The sequence below is a fragment of the Paludisphaera borealis genome (genome assembly GCF_001956985.1).
GTDB lineage: Bacteria > Planctomycetota > Planctomycetia > Isosphaerales > Isosphaeraceae > Paludisphaera > Paludisphaera borealis.
Genome location: NZ_CP019082.1, coordinates 4,722,012 through 4,747,209, shown reverse-complemented (window position 1 = coordinate 4,747,209; position 25,198 = coordinate 4,722,012). Strand labels below are relative to the sequence as shown.

The following is a 25,198-nucleotide window of genomic DNA, read 5'->3' as shown; positions in this document are numbered from 1 at the left end:
CGTTTGGGCAGTTCGGCTCCATGATGAATTCGTCGCCCGCGCGCGTTGCGGCGGGGGCGAACCTTGAGATTTTCGGCGGGCGAGACGGCCCCAACCACGAGGGGCCGACGCCTATATGTATTAGGTAGAGGCGATACGGATGGCCGATGGGCCGATCGAGCTGCTGTCGAAGGCGCGCGCCGGCGAGACCGAGGCGCTGGGCGAGTTGTGCGCGCTGTACCGGAACTATCTGAGGATGGTCGTCCGGACCGGTTTGGGGCCCCGGCTGCGCGAGCGGCTGGAGCTTTCCGACGTGGTTCAGGAGGCTCTCGTCGAGGTGGTCCGGCAGTTCCCCCAGTTCACCGGGCAGAACGAAGCGGCCCTGGTGGGATGGTTGCGGCGACTGGTCGGACAGAAGCTCGCCGACCTGGGACGCTACCACAGCCGGACCAAACGAGCCGGGGGCGCGACCGCGCTGCCGCTCGACGCCCCGTGGGAAGGGGGGGGCGGCGAAAACCAGGGGGACTACGGCGGCCGGCTCCTGGACATGCTGGCCCTCAGCCAGACCAGCCCTAGCGAGATCGTCAGCCGCCGCGAGCTGATCGTCCTCCTGGCCGACGCGCTGGCGGCCTTGCCCGACGGCGAGGCGGACGTCCTCTGGCTCTACCACGCCGACAACCTCTCGTTCGAGGTCATCGGCGAGCGAATGGGGCTGAGCCGGAAATCGGTGCGCGGAATTTGGGCCCGCGGTCTCAAGCGACTGAAACGATCGCTCGAAGGGCCGCCGGGAGGATCTTTGAGGTACGACGATGGGCCAGCGGGTTGACGAGACGGCCGATCTCACTCAAGGCGGCGACGATGAACGGCTGGGCGAAGCCATCGAGCACTACCTGGCGATGGTCGAACAAGGCGACGCGCCCGCGCCCGAGATCTACGCCGCCCGCTACCCCGACCTCCAGGAAGACATCCAGGCCGCCCTCGAAGGTCTCGAACTGGTCAACGGCCTGGTCGGCCACGGCTCGGGCTCCGGCTCGTCGTACGGTCAGGGACCGGGCCGGAACATCGAGTCGGGCCGGCGGATCGCCGGCTACCGCGTCGTCCGCGAGCTGGGCCGCGGCGGCATGGGGACCGTCTACGAGGCCGTCCACGTGGGCCTCGACCGCCCCGTCGCGCTCAAGGTTCTGGGGACCCACGCGGCGCCCGACTCATCGGCCCGTCGCCGGTTCCTCAACGAAGCCCGCACGGCCGCGGCGCTCCACCACACGCACATCGTGCCGGTCTTCGACGTCGGCCAGGTCGGCGGCCTCTGCTATTACGCTATGCAACGGATCGAGGGGAGCGGCCTCGACCGGGTGATCCGCCGCCGCCGCCAGCTTCGAGGCCTGGGCGGGGCCGGCGGACGGAACTCCGATTCCGGCGACGTCGGCTCGCAGGTCAGCTCGCGACTGAACCGGATGTGGATCCGGGTCTCCGGGAGCCTCGCCTGGGGACGCTCCCGCCCCATTCCAACCGATGGCGCCCGCGAGCTGGCGCTGCCGCAGAAATACCAAGAGCGGCTGAGCGACTCGACGACCTCGTGGACCAAGAGCGGCGGCCTGGCGACTTCGCGCAGCCTGGGCGGGTTGCTGTCAGCGTCGGCCCCCCGGTCGAGCCTCCCAGGGCCGCGACGACGCGACGACGACGACGCGCCCTCGTTCGATCCGCCGCGCGGCTCGGCCTACCACCGATGGGTGGCCGAGGTCGGCCTGCAAGCGGCCGAGGCCCTGGCGCACGCCCACCATCACGGCGTCATCCATCGCGACGTCAAGCCTTCGAACCTGCTGATCGACGCCGACGGGACGATCTGGGTCGCCGACTTCGGCCTGGCGCGCCGGCTCGCCGACCCCGGCCTAACCCATCACGACAGCCTGCTGGGCACCCCGCGCTACATGAGCCCCGAGCAAGGGCGCACCGGCGTCATCGACGGCCGGACCGACGTCTACAGCCTGGGCGCGACGCTGTACGAATTGCTCACGCTCCGCCCGCCGTTCGATGGTTCGAGCGCCGCGGAGTTGCTCGACCAGATCGCCGGCCGCGAGCCCGTGCCGCCTCGCGCGATCGACCGGCGGATTCCCCGCGACCTCGAAACGATCGTCCTGAAGACCCTGGCCAAGCGGCCGGTCGACCGCTATGCGTCGGCGGCGGCCCTCGGCGAAGACCTGGCCCGGTTCTTGAACCGCGAGCCGGTGCGGGCGCGGCGGATCAGCCCCGTGGGGCGGATGTGGCGGGTGGCGCGCCGGCACCCCGGGATCACCACCGTTTCGGCGGTCGCCAGCGTCTTGGTGCTGTCGATCGCCGCGTACGCCTACAACCGGGTCCGCAACGAGCGCGACCAGGCGCGGAACTCCAGGAACACGGCCGTCGCCGAGCGCGAGAAGACCGAAGCGGCCGAGCGAGAGACGCGGGCGGCGATGCGGACGATGCTCTGGCGGCACGCCGCCCTCGTCCGCCACACCAGCGAGCCCGATCGTCGGGCCAAGGGCCTGGATCTGCTCAAGCAGGCGTCGGCCCTCGAACCCGAGCCCGATCTGAAAGCGCAGCTCCGCGACGAAGCCGCCGAGTTCCTCGTCCTCCGCGACATCGAGCGCCGCGCCAAGCTGCCGACCGGTCCAATCCGCGACTTGGTGTTCGACGCCGAGAACGCGAGGCTGTCGGTGCTCTCGACGGATGGCGAGGAACTCTCGCTCTGGGACGTCAACCAGGAGCGGCCGCTCGAGAAGATCACGCTTCTCCACGGCGCGAAGCCGCGTGTGGGCACCCAGGCCGCCGCCCCCGCCCCTCCCCCCGCCGCGGCGTCGCCGAGTCCGGGTCCAACTCCGACGGCCGCCGAGCCCGGCTCGCAGGCGTCTTCGACCGCCTCGCGAGCCGGCCCGACGAATCGAGGCCCGGGGGGCTCGCGACGGTCATGGGGAGACCAACTCGCCCCGGCCGGAGCCTACCTGGCGGTCGTCCCTCCCGACGGCCAGTCGGCCTTGCTCATCAACGGCGCGACCGGCGCGACCGTCCGCGAATTGATCCGCCCCGACCGCCGCGTGCTGAGCGTCTTCGGCGAGCCGACCGGCAAGCGCCTGGTCACGATCGACGTCGAGGACGACGCCATGCCCGGTCCGGGCTTCCGAGCCGGCCCCTTCGCGGACGGCCCTCCGTTCGGACGAGCCGGGTTTCAGATCGTGCTCTGGAACCTGGAACACGCCGATTCGACGCCCACGGTCCTCGACCACGCCCGGCCCGAGCTTCGGCCGATGAGCTTTCCGATCCCCCTTGTCGCGCTCGGCGCCGACGGCAAGACCGTGGCCTTCGCCATCCACGGCTCGACGACCGTCAAGATGTTCTCGGCCGACGACGGCCGGGCCTTGAAGCCCGTCGAATCGCAGGCCGAGGTCAAGGCGCTGGCGGTGGGGGCCGGCGGCCGGCTGGCGACCGCATCGGGGGGGACCATCCAGCTCTGGAACGTCGCCACCGGCGAATTCCTGTCAAGCTTCTCGTCCACCCAAAGCCTCGTGACGCGGCTCCAGTTCAACCCTCGGGGCACCATGCTGGCGACCTCGGGCGGCTTCGGAACCCAGGTGGAGCTGTGGGACCTGGTCGCGCGCAAGCTGGCCGCCGTGCTGCCGAACCTTGAAATGGTCCTTGACTTCGGCTTCTCGGCCGACGGCAAGACCCTGGTGGTCGGCGGCCGCGGCGTGACGACGTCGTTCTGGAAGATCGACGAGCCCTCGGCGCGGGTCCAGATCAGCGGGTTCGACTCCGGGCCGACCTCACTGGCGTTTCGCGACGACGGCCTGCTCGCGATCAGCGACGGCCTCGGCGAGACCTGGCTCTGGTGCGACTCCCGCATTCCGGAACACGAGACGGCCTCGCTACGGAACGTGACCGCGCGGTCCGACCGCCGGGCCGATCACGATCCGGATTCCGACCCCGCCGCGCCGCGCGGCCGCAACCGCGCCGCCACGCTGGCCTTCGACGCCCGGGGCGACCTCGTCGCCCACGACGCGCGGGGTCTGAAAATCTGGCCCGCGCGACCGAAGGCCGCCTGCGAACCGTCGCGACTCGATCTATCCCGTCTCCAAGGCGAGAACCGGTTCTGGCCCCCTCCCCTGGCCCGCTCCGGCGACGGCCGCGCGCTGGCCCTGGCCCACGGCCGCTCGGTCTTCGTCTGGGATTCCGAGCATCCCGGCCGGGTCGTCCCCGTGGTCCGCACTGACGAACCCGCCGTCGAACCCGCCAACCCCTGGGATTTCCCACCGTCGAGCTTTCCAAGAGGGAGAGGGGCGCGCTCTAGCTCTGGCCCCGGCGCGCCCCGTGCTCTCACGACGATTCCGGGAGGCGGACCGCCGAGCCCCGGCGCGGGGTCGGGTCCGGGAGGGCCCCACTCGCCTCGGTTCCAGGCCTTGCAGATCGCATCGGCCGGCGACCGGCTCTACCTGATCGACGAGACGCGGCGCGTCCAGGCCTGGAAGCTCCAGCCGGCGACGTCCGAGCCGATCGAGGCCGAGCGTCTGCCTTGGAACGGCGCGCTCCCGGAGCAGGTGGTCAGCATCGCGCTTCGGCCCGACGGCCGGCTGCTGGCGCTGGGCGACCGCACCGGCGAGATCACGCTCATCGACACCGAACGGCTCGCGGTCGTCGGCTGGCTCCGCGCCAAGGTCGTCGATCCGGCCGAGCCCGAAGGATGGATCACCGTCCTGACCTTCTCGCCCGACGGCCGCCAGCTCGCCGCCGGCACCCAGCACGGGTCGATCCACCTCTGGTCGTCCGCGCCTTCCTCGTTCCATTACGCGTACCAGTACCGGCTCCCCAGCCAGTGCGGACACATCTCCAGCCTGGTCTTCGACGCGACCGGCCGGCGACTCGCCGGCAGCGGCGGAACCGAACCGCTCGCCGAGGTCTGGAACCTCGAAACCTTCGGCAGCGAGCTGCGACGGCTCGACCTCGCCGACTGACCACGTCCCCGCCGCTCCGCGATCACGTCCCTTCGCACCAACCGCGCCGATCAGGCGTCCCCGCGCTGCGCCGGTTGAAAATCCGCGCCGCGCGTCGATCCAGCACCTCGCAGTGGGCGGTTGCTGCCCTCAACGCACGCCAACCCGGGCCGTGTGGCGTCTCAACCACATGCATGTCCCAACCTGCTTGTCGGCCTCGTTACAAGGGGGAAGCAAACGACGCAAGCAACTTGGTTCACACACTCTTGTCTACACATGGGAATCGCATGATCAAATCACTGTTGCAGAAGACCCTCCTTGGTATGGTTCTTTTCGGCCTCTCCGGGGCGCTTGAGGCGCAGGCCGGATCAGTGACCCTCTCGAGCACGTTTCAGGGGGGCGAGAGCGTCCAGGTGAAGTACACCGGGCAGAATTCGTGGCAGAGCACCACCGCCGGCGCGTTCACCGAGACGCCGATCAGTCCTGGAGGCTCGGCTTTCAACGCGTACTGCGTCTCGCTCAACATCTCAGTGGGTAATGGCCCCGACACCATCCACGCGACCACCACTTCGCCGCTGAGCAGCGTCACCAATGCCAGTCCCTACTTCGCGAACTCAGGCTACAGCGACGTCGGCAATCGGTTGGCGTATCTCCTGACCCAATTCTCCGCCACCACCGCCGACCAGAAATCCGCGATGGCCCTCGCCATCTGGGACACGATTGACTCCAAGTTCATGTACCGGTACGCCACGACGAGCATCGACAACCTGTACAACCAGTACACCTCGTTCAGCAACTACAATTCTCACACGGCTTACGGCGGCACCAACGCAACGCTCTTCGTCGTCAACGCCAACGACCACTACCAGAACCTGATCGCCCTGACCTCGTATGGCTCGGTCCCCGAGCCGGCCAGCATCGTGTCGGCGGTCGTCGGACTCGCCGGGATGGGCTTGGTCGGTCTGCGACGCCGCCGCAAGGCCGTCGCCTGATCGGCGTCACCCCCGCAAAACCTCGGCACGATTCGCCACGGGCGGTCTCGACCTTGTCTCCAGGTCGAGGCCGCCCGTTTTCGTTGGCGTACTGGAAGGGCCGGGCTCAGGTCAGGCGGTCACTTCGTAGCCGGCGCGCTGGGGGCGGGTCTGCATGGCGTCGGCCTCGGCGTCGCCGACGATCTGTTCCTTCTCGGCGTCCCAGGTCAGCTTACGGCCGCCGAGGCGGATGGCGATGTTCGCCAGGTGGCAGGTGGTGAGGGCCCGGTGATGGGTCCAGACGTCGGAAACCGGCGTGCCCCGGTCGCCGCAGCATTTGATGAAGTTCTCCATGTGGCCGTCGAGCGGCTTGCCCTTGCGAAGCTCGCGGAGGAGCGAGTCGGAGACGGGGTCTTTATACAGCGCGCCGACGGCGCCGCCGTCGAGGTCGATCCGGTCGCGGGTGACGAAGATCCGGCCCCCCTCGCCCACGAAGGTCACGCCGTTCTCGGTGTCGTCGCGGATCTCCAGGGGGATTCCGTTGGCGAACGTCGCGCGGACGAGGAAGTGGGTGGTGGTGTTGAACCGGTCGGCGACGGTCGGGTAGCCGTTCTTGAATTCGACGGGCAACTCCCCCTTGACGACCTCGATCGTCCTGGGGCCGGTGTTCTCCATGCCCAGCGCCCACGTGCCGATGTCGACGTGGTGCGCGCCCCAGTCGGTGAGCTTGCCGCCGGAATACTCGTACCACCATCGGAACTCGGAATGGCAGCGCTGCTTGATGTAATCGACCTTGGGCGCCTGGCCGAGCCACATGTCCCAGTTCAGCTCGGGGGGGACGCTCTCCTTGGCGAACGGGCCGCCGGTGGGGCCGTCGCCGATCGCGGCGGTGACCTTCTTGATCTTGCCGATGCGTCCGGAGCGGACCAGGGCGACGGCCAGGAGGAACACCTTATTATGGTCGCTGCGCTGCTGGGTGCCGACCTGGAGGACGCGGCCGGTCTCCTTGGCGACCTTGCAGAGCTTCTTGCCCTCGTCGATGGTCAGGGTGAGCGGCTTCTCGCAGTAGACGTCCTTGCCGGCCTTCATGGCGTCGATGGTGATCTTCGAGTGCCAGTGGTCGGGCGTGCCGACGATCACGGCGTCGACGTCCTTGCGGTCGAGGACCTTGCGGTAGTCGCCGTAGGACTCGGCCTTCCCCTTGCCGATGCGATGATGCTCCTTGGCCGCCTCGGCGTGGTTCTTGTCGACGTCGCAGACGGCGACGAAGTCGCCGAAGTGCGAGGCGCCCATGGCGTCTCCCTTGCCCTGCCCCCCCGCGCCGATCAGGGCCAGCCCGGGCCGTTCGTTCTTCGATCGAAACTCCGCGCCCAGAGCCTTGCCCGCCGGCGCGCTCAAGGGGGCCAAGAGCGCGCTCGACGCCGCGACCCGGAGGAAATCACGCCGCTTGCCGCCAGTCCGAACGAACATGTCCGCGTCTCCCGAGAGGTTGAGGAAAACGGCCTCGCCGGGGCTGGACGCCGCCCGGCCGCGAAGGCGTTGAACATTCCGCACCATACTCCAGCCGCCGCCTCGGCTCAAGGAGGCGGTGGGGACGGACGGCGGCCCGACGCGGTCATTCGACCTCGTGGACGAGGATGGCGTTGTGGCTGGGGTTGGCGGGAAGGACGCCGCGGACGACGACGACGCGGTCGCCGGTGTCGATGAGGTCGCGCTCGCGACACCACTCGTCGGCGAAGGCGAGCACCTGGCCGGTGTCGAACAGATCGGGGTTGTGCAACGGGGTGACGCCCCAGTAGAGCGACATGGCGTGGGCGACCTCGACGTCGTCGGTGAGGGCCAGGATCGGGGTGGAGCCGCGCTGCTTGGAGAGGGCCAGGGCGGTCCTTCCCGAGTGGGTCGCGACGACGAGCAACGCCGCGCGGAGCCGCTGGCTGACCTGGCTGGCCGCCGCGACGACCGCCTCGGTGATCGGCAGCACCTGTCCGGCGCGGGAGACGGTCCGGCGCGGCTCGTCGTCGGCGTAGAGCCCGGGCCAGTTCGCCACCGACCAGGTCCAGGGGGCGCCCGACCGGAACTGGGTGAACATCAGGTTCTCGGCCTCGTGGGCGATCTGGCTCATGGTCGAGACCGCCTCGATCGGATAGGCGCCGATGGCCGTCTCGCCCGAGAGCATCACCGCGTCGGTGCCGTCGAGCACCGCGTTGAAGACGTCGGTCGCCTCGGCCCGCGTCGGCCGGCTCGACGACTCCATGCTGTTGAGCATCTGGGTCGCCGTGATCACCGGAATCCCCGACCGGTGGCAGGCGTCGATGATCTGCTTCTGGACGGCGGGGACCTTGGCGACGTCGATCTCGACTCCCAGGTCGCCCCGCGCCACCATCACGGCGTCGGCCTCGGCGACGATCGATTCGAGGTTGGCCACGGCCTGCGGCTTCTCGATCTTGGCGACGATCCGGGCGCGGCTGCCCCGGCTGTCCAGCTCGGCCCGCAGCCTCGTGACGTCGGCGGCCTGGCGGACGAACGAGAGCCCGACGTACGACACCTCGCGACCGACCGTCCATTCGAGGTCGGCCAGGTCCTTATCGGTCAACGCCGAGACGCTCAGCGAAGCGCCCGGGACGTTGATCCCTTGATGCGATCGAATCCGCCCCGGCAGCGTCACCTTCAGCCGCACCCAGCCGGTCCGGTGCTCGACCACGTCCATCGCCACGGCGCCGTCGGCGAACAGGATGCTCTGGCCGACCTCCAGGTCGTCGGCCAGCGACTCATAAGTGCAGGTCAGCTGGTGCGGGTCGTCGGTCGCGCCCGGCCGCTTCGAAAGCGTGAACTCGGCGTCAAGCTCGCACTCGACGACGTCGCCGGCGATCGGCCCCAGGCGGATCTTGGGGCCGCACAGATCTTGCAACACCGCGATCCGCCGCCCCAAAACCCGGTTCACCTCGCGGATCGCCTCGTACGTCGCGGTGTGCTCGTCGTGCGTGCCGTGCGAGAAGTTGAGCCTGAAGACGTCCACCCCCGCCTCGGCCAACCTCCGCAACATCGCCGGATCACGCGAGGCCGGCCCCACCGTCGCCACGATCTTCGTCCGCACCTTGCCCATCGGCTCGACCTGATTCCCGACCATGAAGACCCCCAGATCCAACTTCAACCCACCAATGCACGCTTTTAATTAAATTCCTCACATCGTACCTTGAATCCTGATTCTAGTGGCATCGGCCACATCGTGACAGGCTTTCCGCCCTTTCGATTCACCCACGCACCCGTTCCGAATCCTTGCCGCAACCGGCTCAATCGTCGCGTTCGGCCCCCTTGAGGGGTTCGTACAATAGGAACGGGGAGGGGCGGAGGTCGCTTTCAGCGGGGGATTCGCGAGCGGGTTGAGACGGTCGCAGGGCCGATGAATTGGGCGGTCGGAATTGACGAATCAAGGAACGTCACGGACAATTAAAGGGGTATGCACAGCGAGGGCTGACCCGCCGCGATTCTTCATCCATCCGATAAGCACCGCAGCCTTCGTCCGATCGACCGACCGTCACGAAGCGTCGTGCGTGACGATCCCTTTGAATCTTCCGCAACGTGAATCGACCCGGTCGCCCCCGCCGATCCTTGGCGGGTTTCACCACGGGGACGCCTCCTTCGATGAAACGAACGTTCGCGGTGGTCGCCCTGCTCGCGGCTCTCGGTGTGCTGGCCAAACTGGCGGTCCGGCCCGTCGCCGTCACCGACCGCTCCGGGACGGCCGGCGTCGACGTCTCGGCCCGCGCGCCGGTCGGCGGCGAAGCCGCGTCCAGCCCTTCGCCCGAGGACGACTTGCTAGCCCGGTATCGCGAAGCGCCGGCCGAGGATCGCGAGCTGGTGGCCCGAACGGTCGAGCGGTACCGGCGGAACGCCGTGGCGATCGAGCGATCGGACGGACTTCGCGGCCTGAAGCTGCTCGACCGGCTCGACCTTGAGGCCGTCTTCCTGTTCGAGAAGCACCCGACCGAGTTCCGCCGGCTCCGCGACATGCTGAGCGATGACGCGGCGGCCGACCTGCTCTTGCACTGGCGCGAGTATTTCGGAATGAAGCGGGCCGACGAGACCGACCGCAAGCTCCTGATCGCCGAGCTGCAAGGTCTGACCCCGCTGCAACGCCGGATGGCGGCGAAGTATCCCAGCGCCCTCCCCCTGATCCTGGCCGAGCCGGCCGGCGTCGCCGAGTTGATGGCCGCTCACCAGACCGACGAATCGGCCCTGGTCGATCACCTGGTGATCCTCAGCCTCATCAGTCTGGAGAACGGCGCCGCCGACGTCCGCTCGGCGTTGCGGACCATCGACGACCACCCGACGCTGGCGGTCGACGCCTTCCGACGGTACGGCCTCGAAGGCTTCGCGCTGGTGAGCCTGTACGGGCCGGTGCTTGAGGCCCTGGGCGCGGCGACGACGCTCGACGAGAGCCTGATCCTGCTGCGGGTGAACACGGACTACGTCGACGAGCTGCTCCAGACCCATCGGCCCGAGACCGTGGCCCGCCACCTGCGGCACGTCAAGGCGGTCGGGCTGGTGCGGGAGGTCGGCGGCAGCCCCAACGCGCTGCGGCTGGCGGTGGAGTTCGGGGCGAGCGGCGAGAAGGCGCTCGCCAAGGCCGGGCCCGACGCCGCGGACGTGGTGTTCGGCGACTTCGCCGACCCGACCCTCCGCAATCAGGCCGTCGCGGCCCTCGGCGACCACGGCGCGATGGCCCTGGCGATGCTCGACAAGTACGCGACCGACCCGGATTTCCGGGAGATCCTCCGGCTTCACGGCGGCGCGATCATCCCGCCGATCGCCCAGGCCGACGCCGGGCCCGAGACCCTCGCCCTGCTCCAATCGAAGCCCCAGCGGTCGTTCACCGAATCGCTGGCCAAGACCGCGCTTTCCCTCTCGGGCGACGACGGCCAGACGGTCATCCGGATGATCCAGGCCGACGGCCTGGAGCGGGTGGCGAGCCTGAGCGACCAGGAGCTTCGGTACTACCAGTTCCTGCCGCTGTACGACATGCTGCACCTGGGCAACGTGCTCCGCCACGGCCAGTCGCCGACGACCGGCGAAGCGGCCTGGGCCTTGCTCGACGGCTGCTTCGTCGTGGCCGACGTCCTCAGCCTGGCGGCGATCCAGCCCGAGGCGGCCGTGGCGGTCGAGGCGGCGCGCACCGAGGTCAAGGCGGCCGTCCGCGAGTCGGCCCGGTCGGCCGGTCGCGAGCTGATCGAGGCCGCCGCCCCGACGACCGCCAAGGGCCTGGCGCGCACGGAAGCCGGCGACCTCGCCGCGCGTCGGCTGTCGCGATGGTGGACCGTCCGCTCCGCCGGGGGCGTCTACCAGTTGATGCGCCGGACCCCCGAGGCCCTCCCCCGGATGACTCTGGCCCAGCTCGCCGCGACGGCCCGCCCGCTCTGCGCCAAGGCCGGCCTGCGGCTGAGCCTCTGGAACCCCGTCCATCTACTCCGCGAAGGGGTCGACCTGACCCTCAAGATCCCCGCCGACCGCGGCCTCAAATACGTCGCCGCCCAGTTCGCCCAGGCCGGCGTCGGCGTCTTCGGCTTCCAGAAGATGGAAGAGCACCTCGCCTCCCGCCGACCCAAGAGCCCGTCGGGATCGTGAGGCGACATCAGGTTGGCGCCGACGGCTCGGTATCTATCCGAATATCTTGATCTTCAAGGCCAGGGTTTCGTAAAGCTCGTCGAAAGTGATGCAATTGACCTGCCGGCCCGCGACTGAGACGCGCTCGCTGCGCCAGACCATGCGCTCGTGCTGAGCGTCGTCGAGGTCCTTTCGACGTCCGACGACGAGCAGGCCGATGTACTGGATGACGTCGACCTCGAACTTCGATTTGTGGAGGCCGGTTCGCCTCTGATCGTCGAGAATGAGGAACCAGTCGATGATCTGGCTGAAGCCGTGATCGAAGCGCGACGACCATTCCGGGGTGCTCTTACCCTTCTTTCGGGTGAACACGCTGGTCGGCGAGGCGTCCTCGAATTCGACGAAGCAGAAGTGGCGGCTCGCGGAGTCGCCGACGACGAGGTCGCAGGAATAATCGCCGAACAGGATGAACTCGTTGCCGATCCGGTCGAACTGGTTGATCTTCGCGTTATACGAGCCGATCAAGGCCGCAAGATGTTTGTGGCTCTTGAAGAACGGGAGGATGTCTTTCCGTTCGCTGAGCGCGGATTTCCCGTCGAGCAGGTTCTTGAACTCGACCAAGTCACTCTTGCATTGTGCGATGTCGAGATCGATCTTCTCAAGAGTCTTCATGGTTCGCGAGTTCGCCGACCTTCTTCTTGACCGCCTTCGATCGGCCGGCGGCCCCGCCCGCGGGCGCCTTCTCGGCCCACGTCGGCGAGAACCGCTTCAAGGTCGCGCGATCCACCAGGTCGACCACGCGGAATCCCTCGTCGCCCTCTTCATAGAACAAACGAAGGTTGGGAGTGACCCGAAGGCAGTAGAGTCGAGGTTCGCCATCCTTGACGAGCCGCACGTCGGCCGAAGAGGCGACGTGCGTGGCGAACCGTTGCGGCGAATGGAGCACGCGATCGACCGCCTCGCGCTGCGAGCTCGAAAGGGCGCTCAGGGCGATCCCCACGCGTCGATCGACCTCCAACCGCTTTTTACTGGACATAAGCACTCTCCCGCCGCATGCGATCGCGACTCCGCGCGTTACTGATCATTCATTCTATACCTGGATCGCCCCGGCTCGAAGGGCTGTTCACCAAGTTTCCGAATCGACGGGCGCACCCGTTGAGATTCCTACGCTCGCACGCAACCAATCCTCGAAAACCGGTCGGGGCATTGATTCGCGGCGCATACTGGATGGTGGAGACGGCTGTTCCACAGCCGCGTCTCTTGGATTCCCGCCTCCTCGCCCCTGCGCCGAAGCTCCCCAAGCAATCGATCTTCACGTCCGAATGGCGATCGAACGATACAATAGAGTAAGCGGTTCGGGCGAATACCTCGCGGCGGCTCGGTCTCGCGAAACCCTCAGAAGGATCGGAATCATGCGCCTGCTCTCCACCACCGACCGCAAGTCGACCTTGGGTTTGCTGATTCTCGGACTCGGCCTGACGGTCGTTTCGGGCTCGACCCCGGCGCGGGCGGGGACGTTCTCGTGGCTCGACGAGGTCGTCCAGCAGATCATCGTCGAGGCGCGCGGCGGGGGCAAAGCGGTCCTGCACGGCGGCGAGGCGGCGCGGCTCGAAGCCCGAGGGGCCGGTCGGCTGTTCGCCCACGGGTCCGAGGAGGGGCTGGAACGGCTGGTCAAGCGGTCCGACGAACTGGCCCTGGCCGCGCGGCGGGTCGAGCACCCCAGCGAGACGCTGCTCCAGAGCCGGTTCAGCCAGCTCATGGCGACCGACGCCGACGCCTTGCGGTCGTTCTCGGCCCTCAAGCCGGCCGAGAAGCGGGTGGTCGTCGAGATGGGCGAATCGGCCCGCCGGATCGCCCAGCGCTACCCGCAAGAGGCCGAGACCATGGTCCGCAAGCTCGGCCCCGAAGGGCTGACCGCCGTCCGGGCGTTCGGCGACGACGTGGCCGAGGTGCTCGTCAAGGAGGGCCCTGAAAGCCTCGGCGTGCTGCGCAAGACCGGCAAGGGGGGGTGGGAGTTCTTCACGACGCAGGTCTTGCCGCACAAGAAGAAGCTGGCCGCCGCGGGCGTGCTGGCGGCCTTCATGGCGGACCCCGACAAGTTCGTCGACTACGCCGGTCAGGCGACCGAGTACGCCGCCCGCGAGTTCGCCAAGGCGGGAATCACCCTGGCGACCGCCGTCGGCGGCGGCGCGGCGCGGGGACTCGAAGCGTCGATCGGCCAGGCCCTCGCCCGCCACGGCCTCGACCTCCCCGTCTTCCGCTACCTCGGCATGACCGCCGCCGTCGCGGTGATCGTCGCCGCCCTGCTGGTCATCTTCGGGATGCCCCTGCGTATCATGTTCTGGCCGTTCACCCGCGTCGCCCGGCTGTTCACGGCGAGGCGGCTGAAGCACTCGGTCTGATCGGATTTCGGATCGAATTCCCGCACCCAAAGGCCGCCTCCTTCGTACTCTCTCTTTAACGGGAGCCGTCGCGTCGATCGGCAAACTCGCCGGGGGTTGATCATTCCGCACGGCGAGCGAACCATTTACCAAGGCGTGGTGGTTCCGGCTGGTCAACCTGTCGATTCCTAAGGGGCGGCGAGTACACGTCGTCGGCCGCCGTCGCCGTGGGTCAGGACGCCCTTCTTCGGACGCAAAAGGACTGAGCACGAGCGTGTCAAACCGCCGCACCACGCGACTGGACGCCCTCGAAGCCCGGCTGACGGGGCCCAAGCGCATCGCCCTGTTCGGTCATCGCAACGTCGGCAAGACGACGTTGCTGGCCATGTTCTATCGCCAGGCGGCCGGCGGGCGGGTGCCCGGGGTCCGGCTGGCCGCGGCCGACGCCCCAAGCGCCGAGTACCTGGCCGAGAAGATCGCCCAGATCGAGTCGGGGCAGGCGACGACCGGCACCCTCGCCGAGACCGAGCTGAACCTCCGGCTCTACCACGGCCCCGCCCGGTTCGAGCTGATCGTCAAGGACTACCAGGGCGAGCACGTCACCCTGGGGACCGACGAGCCGATCCAGGAGTTCTTCGCCGGCTGCGACGCCGTCCTGCTCTGCCTCGACCCCGAGGGCTCGACTGATCCGGCCGAGCGCCGCCGTCGACAGCAGGAGATCGAAGGGCTCCTCGAACGCTACATCGAGCGTTCCGAAGACCTCAGCACCGACCGGCCCGTCGCCCTGCTGCTCACCAAGTTCGACCGCGTGCTCGCCCGCGAGGGGGCGACGGCCGAGCCGACCGTCGACGGCGGTTCGCCGTTCTCCGAGGCGTTCGTCGAGAAGCTGGTCGACCAGCAGTACGGGATGACCCGCCACGCCCTCCGCCAGCACGCGCCCGACGGCGTGATCTTCGCCGTCAGCTCGTTCGGCGCCGGCTCGACGGGCAACCGGCCCCCGTCCGAGATCCACCCGCTGGGCCTCGAAGGCCCTCTCGGCTGGGTCGCCGAGCAGCTCGAAGCCCGCGACCGCTCCCAGATGGAGTGGCTCTGGGACCTCGCGCCCAACGACCTCCCCCGGCTCCATCGCTGCCTCACCGCGTACGAGAAACGCTACCCCCGGTCGAACCGGACCTACGAGTTCCGCGACCGCCTGAAGCAGCTCGAACGTCGTCGCAAGCTCAGGCGGCTGGGCAAGCTGGCGGCGGCCGGGGCGGCGGTCGTGAGCCTGGCCGTCGGCTACGACTTCTGGGGATACCAGACCGCTTCGGCCTTCGAGCGCGACCCCGGCAACTCGGCCGCCGCCGTCGCCGATCGCTGGTCGGGCTGGCTGACGCATCATCATGCTCTGCCATTCCTTATGCCTTCCTACGCCCGCGAGGCCGCGAACAAGAAGGCCGAATGGACGGTGAAGGCCAGCGACGTTCAGGTGGCCGCCGGGACGATCGCGCCGGACCTCGACGCCCGGCTTGCGGGGATTCGCGACCAGGTCCCGCAGCTCGCGCCGGCGATCCGCAAGGTCGAGCAGGCTCGCGAGCTGGTCCGCCACGACGACCGCTGGAAGGACGTCTACGCCCAAGCCAACTCGCTTGAGGCCGTCGACCAGCCCGAGACGGCGCTGGCGGCCCTCGACGCCTTCCTCCGCGAGTTCCCGGACACCACCCGCCGGCCCGACGTGCTGAAGCTGGCGCAGAGCCTCAAGGAAACGTTGACCACGCGGCGGACGGCCGCCGAGCGCCGGGTGGTCGACGACCTGGCCCGCTCCGAGTCGCTCCCCAACGCCTCGCTGGCCGAGCTGATCGACCGCTCGCGGCGGTTCCTGGACGAGCACGCCGAGAGCCCGTATCGGTCCGAGGTCCAGAACCGGCTCGACGACTACGTCCGCAAGCAGGACGAGAGCGACATCGGCCGCGCCCGCGAGTACTCGGCCCGCCAGCCGACCAACTTCGCGACCCGGATCGAGCGGTATCAGGAGTACCTGAAGGCCCACCAGGCGGGCGGCCTGTTCATCAGCGAGGCCGTCGAGGCCCGCGACCGGGTCCTCCGCGAGTGGGACGCCTACTCGTACCGCCAGGCGTACGACCACGCCCTCGCCCACCCCGACGACGTGGCCGAGGTCGCCCGCCGGCTCCGCGACTACCTCCGCGACCACGCCGGTGGCCGGTTCGCCGACGACGCCAAAACGTACCTCGACTGGTGGGACAAGATCTCCGTCCCCGGCGAGTACCGCGTCACCCTCCGTCGCGGCGAGGTCGGCGAGGGAGTCGGCAAGTACCTCAGCGGCGGCGGCCCCGACCTCGGCGTGACGATCGAGGTCGGCGGCGTGGTCCACGGCCCCTCGCCGATCATCCACAACTCGTACCGGCCGATCTGGGACTCCACCTTCCCCCGCCCCATCGTCTGGAAGTTCGGCGACCCGATCACGGTCCGGGTCATCGACTACGACTGGTCGGCCAGCGAACTCGCCGTCTTCCACAGCCGCCAGGGCGACCCCCTCGCCATGCGCATCCTCGCTGGAACCATCAAACTCGCCAGCGGCGGCGCAACCTCCCTGACCTTCTCATCCGACTTCGCCGTCCCCACGCTCACCAGGCCCGACTGACCGCGATCGGACGCACCCAAATTGGGTTCCTTCGCGCCGGATTCCGCCCATCCCCCTCGGCCCGTTCCCGACCGAACCGCGCCCGGCCTCCTCATCCCGCGCGCGGCGGCGATTGGCTTCGATCGCGCGCCCCGATCCGGCCTTTCTTTCGCCGTAACCCCTTGCCACGCAAGTCCTTTACCTTCGCAAACCGATTTGGCTTCGATCGCGCCGAAACCGGCCGATCGCTCGCCTCGACGGCCCCCGAGCGGCGAGGTGGGGGCGGTGCCCGGCGGTTTGGCTTCGATCGCGCCAAAAGCTCCGATCCGCACTCGGCACGAACGCCGCAAACGACTTTCTTTGATTGAACTTGCGCCAAACGCACCGGCTCAGATTTTGGGTTCGTTCGCTCGCGTTTCCGCGGAACCGGCGTCGCGACGTGGCCGGGACGCCGATTGGGTCCGTTCGCGCGCTTTTCCCGGTCGTCCGCCGCGAACGCCCTCGCGCCGCCGTCCGGCCTGATTGGGTTCGACCGTCTTCTTTTTCAACCCGCGCGGGATCGTTCGCCTCTGCAAATCAGGTTGCCAAAGAACCCCGGCCGCTAATCCGCCATTATAAACATACGACAGGCAACGCCTCGCCGAGGAAAGCCCGCCGTGGAGTTCTTAGATTTCACCTTCCCACCCGTTAGGGATGGAGGATCGCGGTCGGCCAGGTCCGAGTACAAGCCCGAAGCGCCAGCGAGTGAATGGGTCCAACGGCCGAACGTCGATCCACTCGCTGGCGCTTCGGGCTTGTACTCGGACCTGGCCTCGCGGGAGTATTTTCATGGCAGATCGCACCAGCAACTCGCGGCCCGCGCCGCGGCTCGGGCGAGGCAGCGTGTCCGTCGCATCGGGAGTCGATTTCGCGTAGAATCGACGAAGCTCGGCCGTTTCGAACGTCCTGCGCCGGAGGTTGTCGGTTCCATGTCGATGAGCGGCGAATATCTTCGGGTCAGCCCGGACGAGCTGGCGAGGCTCCGGGCGAGCACGGCTTCGATCGTCGACTACCTCTACCCCGAGGATGAGCACGAGCATCCGCGCGAGCGGCGGCTCAGCGTCGACAAATCCTGGCACGCGATCCATTATCTGTTGAACGGCGTCCCCTGGGAGGGCGAGCCGCCCCGGCTCAACGCCGTCCTGGGCGGCGAGCCGATCGGCGACGACGATCTCGGCTACGGCCCAGTCCGGTTCCTGACCGCCGATGAAGTCCAGGAAGTCGCCGACGCCCTTGAAGACGTCCCGGTGTTCGTGCTCCTCGAAAGCTTCGACCACGAGGCGTTGAACGAGGCGGAGATCTATCCGCACGACTGGCGGGGCGACGATCAAGAGCGCGACCTCGTTTCGAGCCACTACACGGAGCTTGTCGCGTTTTTCCGATCCGCCGCCCAGGCCGGCGACGCGATGCTGCTGTACCTGAGCTGAACGACGCCGCCGAACGCCCGACGGGTTCCGCGGCCCCGGAATACCAACCATCGTGATGGTTGGTATTCGGCCATTCCTACCGCAGTTTGCATTTGAGCTGCACGCTGGCCGCGCTATCTCTAGCGCTTCCCCGTCGCGCCCTGGGTTTGGTATTCCCGATCCTGGCGTTCCCAGATCGCGACGAGGGCCTTGAGGCGGTCGGGCTGGTCGGCGGCGAGGTTGTGGGTCTCGGTGCGGTCGACGGCGAGGTTGTAGAGTTCCCAGGCGCCTGCTGGGCCGTTGGAGACGATCTTCCAGTCGCCGGCGCGGAGGGCGCGGTTGCCTTCGTGCTTGAAGAAGAGGAAGTCGTGCGGGACGGTCACGTCGTGCGCGAACGCGGGGACGAGGCTGCGGCCGGGGAGCGGGGGGCGGGGCTCGCCGTGGTACGAGTCGGGGGGCGTGATCCGGGCCAACTCGAAGATTGTCGGCGCGAGATCGACGAGGTGGCCCGGCGTGCGCCGGAGTTCACCACGCGCGGCGATCCCCTTGGGCCAGTGGGCGATCAACGGAGTGGAAATCCCGCCCTCGTGGTTCCAGACCTTGTACAGCCGAAACGGCGTGTTCGACACCGTGGCCCAACCCGGCCCGAGGCCGAGGAACGACCGCGCCGCCCCCGGCTCGGCCTTGGGGTCGTGGCCGTCGCCCCGAATCATCTGTTCGGCGCTCGCGCCGTTGTCGGACATGAAGAGGATCAGCGTGTTCTCGAATGCGCCCATCGCCTTGAGCCGATCGACGACGAGACCGATCCCCCGGTCCATCCGGTCGACCATCGCCGCGTGGACCGCCATCTTCGCGGTCTGGAACCGCTTCTGCTCGTCGGTCAGGGCGTCCCAGGGGCCGACGACCCCCGTCTCGCCCGGCCCGATCCGCGCGTGCAGCTCCTCCTCCGAGAGGTTCCAGCCGGGGAGCGTCTTGGGGTCGTAAGCGGGCAAGGCCCCGTCGACGATCCCCAACTGCTTGATCCGGTTCCACCGCCGGTCGCGGATCACGTCCCAGCCGACCTGGTAGCGGTCGCGGTAGCGCGCGACGTCCTCCGCCGGCGCCTGGAGCGGGAAATGCGGCGCCGTGAACGCGATGTAGAGGAAGAACGGCTCGTCCTTGTGGGCCTTCTCGTGCTCGGCCAGCCACGAGACGCCATGCTCGGCGATGGCCTTGGTCGAGTAATAGTGATCCTCGGCTTTCGGCAATGGCACCGGGCGGTCGTCGACGAAATGCTCGCGGGGATTGAAATTGCGGTCATGGTCGGTGACGAGATACGACCGCTCGAATCCACCCGCGAGCACCGGCCCATCGACGTGCCACTTGCCCGAATGGTACGTCCGATAGCCCGAGGTCCGGAGCAGTTCCGGCAGCAGCGTCGCCCACTCGGGCCGACGCTTCGCGGGATCGCGGTTGACCTGCTGAGCGTAATAGCCCGTCAAGAACGCCGCGCGCGACGGCCAGCACCGGCCCGTGTTGTAGAACTGCGTGAACCGCAGCCCGTTCGCCGCCAGGCCGTCAAGAATCGGCGTCTCGATCTCGCCGCCGTAAGAGCCCAGATCCGAGAACCCCATGTCGTCGGCCAGGATCACCACCACGTTCGGCCGGGCGTCTGCCGCCGACGACGCCGCCGACGACGTCGCGGGCGACGACCCCAGACCGACCATCGCGACCAACCACCCGAGAGCCACCGTCTTCTTCATCGCGTTTCTCTCATATCTTAATTCGGCACGAAAACCCGACAGCCCCATCTCCGACTCCAGTTTAAACAATTCGTGAAACCGACGCCTTGACTGCCACGCCGACGGCCCCTACATTCAACCAAAAGGTTGAGCAATGATCACTGAGAGCAATCCGACCGAGCTGGATCAGACGTTGTCGGCTCTGGCCGATCCGACGAGGCGGGCGATTTTGCGTCGGCTGTCGGAGGGCGAGGCGCGGGTCACCGAGCTGGCGCGGCCGTTCGCGATGTCGCTCAACGCGGTGTCGAAGCACATTCAGATTTTGGAACGGGCGGGGCTGGTGCATCGGCGGCGGGCGGGGCGTGAGCACGTGTTGTCGCTCGATCCCAGTTCGCTCGACGAGGCCGCCGCCTGGATCAACGCTCAGCGCGCGGCCTGGACCGCCCGGCTCGACGCCCTCGACGCGGTGTTGAGGGCCGAGGATCGGGCGACGGCCGGCGGATCGTCCGAGGAAGGATAACCCGATGAGCAGGGAACCGCAGATCGCCGTGACCGTCGTCCGCCGCTTCGACGCCTCGCCCGAGCGGGTCTTCGACGCCTGGCTCGACCCGGCGACGGTGGGCCTTTGGCTGTTTGCGACGAAGACGGGGGAAGTCGTGCGGGTAGAGGTCGATCCGCGCGTCGGCGGGTCGTTCGTCATCGTCGACCGGCGTGACGGCGAAGACGTCGCCCACACCGGCGCGTACCTGGAGATCGACCGCCCGCGCCGGCTCGTCTTCGACTTCTGGGTCGACAAGCTCCCGGATCACCCCAGTCGGGTGAGCGTCGACATCGTCCCGCTTCCCGCCGGCTGCGAGCTGACGCTGACCCAGGAATTCAGCGCGGAGATGGCCGAGTACAAGGAGCGGTCCAGAGTCGGCTGGGGTAAGCTCCTCGACGCCCTGGCCGCGACCCTCGCGTGAACCTCAACGTCACCGTCGGCGGGTACGTGGCGAGGTCGCCGTCTGGCTGGAGAGGTTGAAGGTGAACGGCTCGTTGGCATCGGGCTTGACCTCGGCCTTCAGCTCGGTTTTGACGTTGTAGCGAGGCGGGACGAGGTTGCGAACCTCCTCGATCGTCGTCTCGGGGAAGTCGGGGTGGGGGATCGTTTTGCCGGTCGACTGAACGGCGACGATCTCGACCTGGTAGCGGCCGGGCGCCGGCCCCGTCGATCGGCCGGTCTGGAAGGCGCCGTCGACGACCTCGGCGGTCGCGGCGGTCACGCCTTCCACCGGGACGAACGTGATCGAGCCCGCCGCCAGCGGCTTGCCGTCAAGCGCGACGGTCCCGGAGACCGCCTGCCGGACCGGGCTTTCGTCGCTGCAACCCGCGGCGGCGATCGAGGTCGCGAGAGCGAGGCCGGCACCGAGGACGAAGCCCCGGCGTCGGCGTGCAAGGAGGCGATCGGTTTGCATGGTCGTCATCCTTAGAGGGAGTCCGCGCTGATGACCTCGCCGCCGGCCCGGCTGCTGATCGCGCGCCAGGTCGGCAGGGAGATCGAATCCTTGATGAACCGGACCGAGCCGTCGCCGATCAGCGTGTTGACGCCGCCGGGGTGCTTGCCGCGCGCCGACAGGTAGTGGTTGGGGCCGTCGTTGGTGTTGCGCTGGCAGGGGGCCTTGGGATCGGTCCCGTTCCAGCACGCGCCATAGTCGGGCACCTGGGTGTTGGGCGCGTTTCGGGACGTGATCTGGTGCGATGACGGCTGATCGCTCCAGACCCGGCCGCGACGGTCGATGACCGAAACGTCCTGGCCCGGCGGGTGCGGCAACTGGATCAACTCGGACATCAAATAGGTGTTGCTCGTGCCGTCGACGATCTCGGCGAACGACGCGCCGTAGTTGAGAAAGAACGGCGCCGGCGACACCTGGTCGCTGTACGTGTTCTGCCCCCAATTGACGCCATAGCTCCCCTTGACGTCGGTCACGTTGCCGCCGTTGTTCACGAACACGACCTGCTGATCCGAAGGGCAGTCGAAGGCGTTCACCCGCGCCGCGCGGGTCGTCTGGTTGCCGTCGGCCTGGAACGAGAGGGTGAAGTTGAAGCTGTTGGTCAGATTGCCCTGCTCCAGGAACGGCATGAGCGACGTGATGAACGGCTGGCGATACGCGATGTTATTGACCGTCACCTGGATCGACCCCGGCGCGAACCGCCCGTGGACGTCGTGATAATTGTGCAGCGCCAGGCCAAGCTGCTTCAGATTGTTCGTGCACTGAATCCGCCGCGCCGCCTCACGCGCCGACTGCACCGCCGGCAACAACAGCGCGATCAACACGGCGATGATCGCGATCACCACCAACAACTCGATCAACGTGAATCCCGCCCGCCCGATCCGCAACGATCCGGCAAGGGTCTTTTTCCTGATTCCCATCACAACTCTCCCCAAATCAGACGGCGCCTTCGCCATTACTCCCAAATCCTTACCGCCCGCCGTATCCGACAGGCCACGCCCACAAACCTCGCATTGTCTATCGACTTTGTCAACATCAATCTAGACTATCTTGACCAAAGTAGAATGATATCGGTAAGGTTGGCTCCTTGCCGCTGACCGGCGACGATCGGCGGAGAGGCGATTCTTGTTCTGCTAGACCTTGAATGGAGGGACGTGCCGTGCGCCGTGATTTGTCCGCCGTGATGCTGGCCGCGATGGTGATCGTCGCAAGTTCGGGAGTGGGTTCGGCTTCCGAGGCCGGGAAGCCGAACATCGTACTTTTGGTGGCTGACGACCTGGGGCACGCCGACCTGGGTTTCCAGGGGGCCCGCGACATTCCGACGCCGCACCTTGACGCGTTGGCGGCGAGCGGGGTGAAGTTCACGAACGGCTATGTTTCCGGCCCGTATTGCAGTCCGACCCGCGCGGGGCTGTTGACGGGTCGTTATCAGCAGCGGTTCGGGCACGAGTTCAACGGCGGCGGGCCGGGCGCGGCCGGCGGGGTTCCGTTCGGTTTGCCGACGTCGCAGACGACGATCGCCGACCGGCTCAAAGCCGCCGGCTACGTGACGGGCCTGGTCGGCAAGTGGCATCTCGGCGGGGCTCCGCAGTTCCACCCGCAGAAGCGGGGTTTCGACGAGTTCTTCGGGTTCCTCGGCGGCGCCCACACGTATTTCGCCGGTAAGAGCACCGACATTTATCGCGGGACCAAGCTCATCGAGGAGCCGACGTACCTGACCGACGCCTTCGCCCGCGAGGCGGTGTCGTTCATCGACCGCCACAAGGAAGCGCCGTTCTTCCTCGAACTCGCCTTCAACGCCGTGCATACGCCGATGGACGCGACCAGCGAGCGAGTCGCCCGGTTCGCGAGCATCGCCGACCCGACCCGGCGGACCTACGCGGCCATGCTCTCAGCCCTCGACGACGCGGTCGGCGCGGTGCTCGACAAGCTTCGGGCGTCGGGCCTTGAAGAGAACACGCTGATCGTCTTCTTCAGCGACAACGGCGGCCCGACCATGCTGGGCACGACGATCAACGGCTCAAGCAACGCCCCGTTCCGGGGCTCGAAGCGGACGACGCTCGAAGGCGGAATCCACGTCCCGTTCGTCGCGAGCTGGAAGGGCAAGCTGCCGGCCGGCAAGGTCTACGATCAGCCGGTGATCCAGCTCGACGTGCTGCCGACCGCGCTGGCCGCCGCGGGCGTCCCCCCCCAGCCCGACTGGAACCTCGACGGCGTCAACCTCCTGCCGTACCTGACCGGAGCCGAGACGAAGGCGCCGCACGACACGCTCTTTTGGCGGCTTGGCGACCAGGCGGCGATCCGTCGCGGCGACTGGAAACTCGTGCGGTACGACGCGACGCTCGACACCCCCGGCGCGACGTCCAACCCCCGCACCGCCCACGCGACCCCCTTCCGCCTCTACAACCTCGCCGAAGACCAGGGCGAGACCCGCGACCGCAGCGCCGACTATCCCGACAAGGCCAAGGAGCTGCTCGCCTCCTGGGAAGACTGGAGCCGCCAGCTCGCCACCCCGCTGTGGGGGCAAGGCGGCCCGGCGGCCCAGGCCAAGAACTGACTCAAAGCCCGATTATCCAACGGAGCGAATCTTGATGAAGTCTTTCAACTGGGCGTTCGTCGCGGGCCTCGCGCTCGCGACGGCCGCCGAAGCGCGGGCCGACGACCGGCCGAACGTGCTGTTCATCGCCGTCGACGACCTCAACGACTGGGTCGGCTACCTCGGCGGCAACCGCCAGACGGCCACGCCCAACATCGACCGCCTCGCCGCCCGAGGCGTCCGGTTCACCCGGAGCTACTGCGCCGCGCCGGTCTGCAATCCGTCGCGAGCCGCGCTGATGTCCGGCCTGCGGCCGTCGACCTCGGGCGTCTACGAGAACGACGACGACTGGCGGACGGCGATCGCGCCCGAACTCACCCTGCCGACCGCCTTCCGCAAAGCGGGCTACACCATCCACGGCGCGGGCAAGATCTACCACGAGAGCTACGGCCGCCGGACCGAGTGGAACGAATACTTGCCGACCGCCGGCCAGGACCCCAAGCCGACCGGCGACACCGGAGTCGGCGGCATCAAGTTCGCGCCGCTCGACTGCAAGGACGAAGACCTTCGCGAGTGGAAGATCGTCGACTACGCGATCGACCAGCTCGGCCAGAAGCACGACAAGCCGTTCCTGCTGACGGTCGGCCTGCACAAGCCGCACATGCCGTGGAACGTCCCCCGCAAGTATTACGACCAGCACCCGCTCGAATCGATCGAGCTGCCGCCGCACCGCCCCGACGACCTTAACGACGTCCCCCCGGCCGGCGTGCAGATGGCGAAGCCCGAGGGCGACCACAAGGCGATGCTCGAATCCGGGCGCTGGAAGGAGGCCGTCCAGGGCTACCTCGCGGCGATCTCGTATTGCGACGCCATGATCGGCCGCCTGCTCGACGGCCTCGACCGCTCGGCCTACCGCGACGACACCGTGATCGTCTTCTGGGGCGACCACGGCTGGCACCTCGGCGAGAAGAGCCACTGGCGCAAGTTCGCCCTCTGGGAAGAGGCCACCCGCGCCCCCTTGATCTGGGTCGCCCCCGGCGTGACCAAGCCGGGGACGGTCTGCGAGCGGACCGTCGACTTCATGACCATCTTCCCGACGCTCACCGACCTCTGCGGCGTCCCCACGCCCAAGCACGTCGAGGGCAAGAGCATCCGGTCGCTGCTCGTCGACCCGAAAGCCCCGTGGGATCAGCCCGCCGTGACCACCCACCGGTTCAAGAACCACGCCGTCCGCTCCGAGGACTGGCGCTACATCCGTTATGAGAACGGCGACGAGGAACTCTACGACGAGAAAGCCGACCCGTACGAATGGGTCAACCTCGCCAACGACCCCAAGTACGCCTCGAAAAAGGTCGAGCTGGCCAAATGGCTGCCGACCTCGAACCATCCCGACATCAACCCCACCGGCCGCCCGGGCGCGGCGGCGAAAACCGCCGCGCGAGCCGGCGAGTAATCCATCCTCAAGATCCTCCCGGCCGAGGCGGCGCAGGCCA

General features: G+C 68.0%; 18 protein-coding genes. 11 read left to right on the top strand and 7 right to left on the bottom strand.

What is annotated here, in order from left to right; translation table 11 throughout:
• Positions 1 to 139 precede the first annotated feature (139 nt).
• The 3 genes from BSF38_RS18360 to BSF38_RS31410 all read left to right on the top strand — a co-directional run bounded on the left by BSF38_RS18360 (position 140) and on the right by BSF38_RS31410 (position 5,932).
• A complete protein-coding gene (locus tag BSF38_RS18360; RefSeq protein WP_076348007.1) occupies positions 140 to 805 on the top strand; it encodes a sigma-70 family RNA polymerase sigma factor in 666 nt (221 codons plus the stop codon).
• The gene (locus tag BSF38_RS18355; RefSeq protein ID WP_076348005.1) at positions 789 to 4,961 is read left to right on the top strand and encodes a WD40 repeat domain-containing serine/threonine protein kinase; all 4,173 of its coding nucleotides are present in this window, start codon (positions 789 to 791) and stop codon (positions 4,959 to 4,961) included. The genes BSF38_RS18360 and BSF38_RS18355 overlap by 17 nt, the downstream gene beginning before the upstream one ends.
• 266 nt (positions 4,962 to 5,227) lie before the next feature.
• Positions 5,228 to 5,932 carry a PEP-CTERM sorting domain-containing protein gene (locus BSF38_RS31410; protein ID WP_168189410.1) on the top strand — a complete coding sequence of 235 codons (705 nt, stop codon included), beginning with the start codon at positions 5,228 to 5,230 and terminating at the stop codon, positions 5,930 to 5,932.
• A 111-nt stretch (positions 5,933 to 6,043) separates the two neighbouring features.
• Here the strand turns inward: BSF38_RS31410 and BSF38_RS18345 are convergent, their stop codons facing one another.
• Both BSF38_RS18345 and pyk read right to left on the bottom strand, forming a co-directional pair.
• On the bottom strand, positions 6,044 to 7,381 hold the full coding sequence (locus BSF38_RS18345) for a Gfo/Idh/MocA family protein (protein WP_076351107.1): 1,338 nt from the start codon (positions 7,379 to 7,381) through the stop codon (positions 6,044 to 6,046).
• Positions 7,382 to 7,526: 145 nt separating this feature from the next.
• Positions 7,527 to 9,038: a pyruvate kinase gene (gene pyk, locus BSF38_RS18340; RefSeq protein WP_076351105.1), complete on the bottom strand. Its 1,512-nt coding sequence runs from the start codon at positions 9,036 to 9,038 to the stop codon at positions 7,527 to 7,529.
• 515 nt (positions 9,039 to 9,553) lie between these two features.
• Here pyk and BSF38_RS18335 point away from each other — a divergent pair.
• The gene (locus BSF38_RS18335) at positions 9,554 to 11,533 is read left to right on the top strand and encodes a hypothetical protein (protein WP_076351103.1); all 1,980 of its coding nucleotides are present in this window, start codon (positions 9,554 to 9,556) and stop codon (positions 11,531 to 11,533) included.
• 33 nt (positions 11,534 to 11,566) lie between these two features.
• On the opposite strand, the gene BSF38_RS18330 is transcribed toward BSF38_RS18335, so the two are convergent.
• Positions 11,567 to 12,184, bottom strand: a complete 618-nt coding sequence (locus BSF38_RS18330; protein WP_076348001.1) for a Shedu immune nuclease family protein — start codon at positions 12,182 to 12,184, stop codon at positions 11,567 to 11,569.
• On the bottom strand, positions 12,171 to 12,548 hold the full coding sequence (locus BSF38_RS18325) for a hypothetical protein (RefSeq protein ID WP_145952215.1): 378 nt from the start codon (positions 12,546 to 12,548) through the stop codon (positions 12,171 to 12,173). Before BSF38_RS18325 ends, BSF38_RS18330 begins: the two co-directional genes overlap by 14 nt.
• 376 nt (positions 12,549 to 12,924) lie before the next feature.
• Between BSF38_RS18325 and BSF38_RS18320 the strand changes: the two genes are divergently transcribed.
• The 3 genes from BSF38_RS18320 to BSF38_RS18310 all read left to right on the top strand — a co-directional run bounded on the left by BSF38_RS18320 (position 12,925) and on the right by BSF38_RS18310 (position 17,979).
• Positions 12,925 to 13,914, top strand: a complete 990-nt coding sequence (locus BSF38_RS18320) for a hypothetical protein (protein WP_076347997.1) — start codon at positions 12,925 to 12,927, stop codon at positions 13,912 to 13,914.
• A gap of 253 nt (positions 13,915 to 14,167) precedes the next feature.
• Positions 14,168 to 16,534 (top strand): TRAFAC clade GTPase domain-containing protein, encoded by a 2,367-nt coding sequence (locus BSF38_RS18315; RefSeq protein ID WP_076347995.1) that lies wholly within the window; start codon positions 14,168 to 14,170, stop codon positions 16,532 to 16,534.
• Between the two features lie 947 nt (positions 16,535 to 17,481).
• Positions 17,482 to 17,979 (top strand): YfbM family protein, encoded by a 498-nt coding sequence (locus tag BSF38_RS18310; protein ID WP_083713066.1) that lies wholly within the window; start codon positions 17,482 to 17,484, stop codon positions 17,977 to 17,979.
• A 119-nt stretch (positions 17,980 to 18,098) separates the two neighbouring features.
• Here the strand turns inward: BSF38_RS18310 and BSF38_RS18305 are convergent, their stop codons facing one another.
• A complete protein-coding gene (locus BSF38_RS18305) occupies positions 18,099 to 19,700 on the bottom strand; it encodes an arylsulfatase (protein WP_076347993.1) in 1,602 nt (533 codons plus the stop codon).
• Between the two features lie 133 nt (positions 19,701 to 19,833).
• Between BSF38_RS18305 and BSF38_RS18300 the strand changes: the two genes are divergently transcribed.
• Positions 19,834 to 20,199, top strand: a complete 366-nt coding sequence (locus BSF38_RS18300) for an ArsR/SmtB family transcription factor (RefSeq protein WP_076347991.1) — start codon at positions 19,834 to 19,836, stop codon at positions 20,197 to 20,199.
• Positions 20,200 to 20,203: 4 nt separating this feature from the next.
• A complete protein-coding gene (locus BSF38_RS18295; RefSeq protein ID WP_076347989.1) occupies positions 20,204 to 20,641 on the top strand; it encodes an SRPBCC family protein in 438 nt (145 codons plus the stop codon).
• A gap of 9 nt (positions 20,642 to 20,650) precedes the next feature.
• Here BSF38_RS18295 and BSF38_RS18290 read toward each other — a convergent pair whose 3' ends face one another.
• Positions 20,651 to 21,133: a hypothetical protein gene (locus BSF38_RS18290; RefSeq protein ID WP_076347987.1), complete on the bottom strand. Its 483-nt coding sequence runs from the start codon at positions 21,131 to 21,133 to the stop codon at positions 20,651 to 20,653.
• 11 nt (positions 21,134 to 21,144) lie between these two features.
• Positions 21,145 to 22,089, bottom strand: coding sequence for a DUF1559 domain-containing protein (locus BSF38_RS18285; RefSeq protein WP_076347985.1), 945 nt, complete (start codon positions 22,087 to 22,089; stop codon positions 21,145 to 21,147).
• 239 nt (positions 22,090 to 22,328) lie between these two features.
• On the opposite strand from BSF38_RS18285, the gene BSF38_RS18280 reads away from it, so the two are divergent.
• On the top strand, positions 22,329 to 23,726 hold the full coding sequence (locus BSF38_RS18280; protein WP_237170515.1) for a sulfatase: 1,398 nt from the start codon (positions 22,329 to 22,331) through the stop codon (positions 23,724 to 23,726).
• 34 nt (positions 23,727 to 23,760) lie between these two features.
• Complete coding sequence (locus tag BSF38_RS18275; RefSeq protein ID WP_076347981.1) at positions 23,761 to 25,158, top strand: sulfatase; 1,398 nt, start codon at positions 23,761 to 23,763, stop codon at positions 25,156 to 25,158.
• Positions 25,159 to 25,198 lie beyond the last annotated feature (40 nt).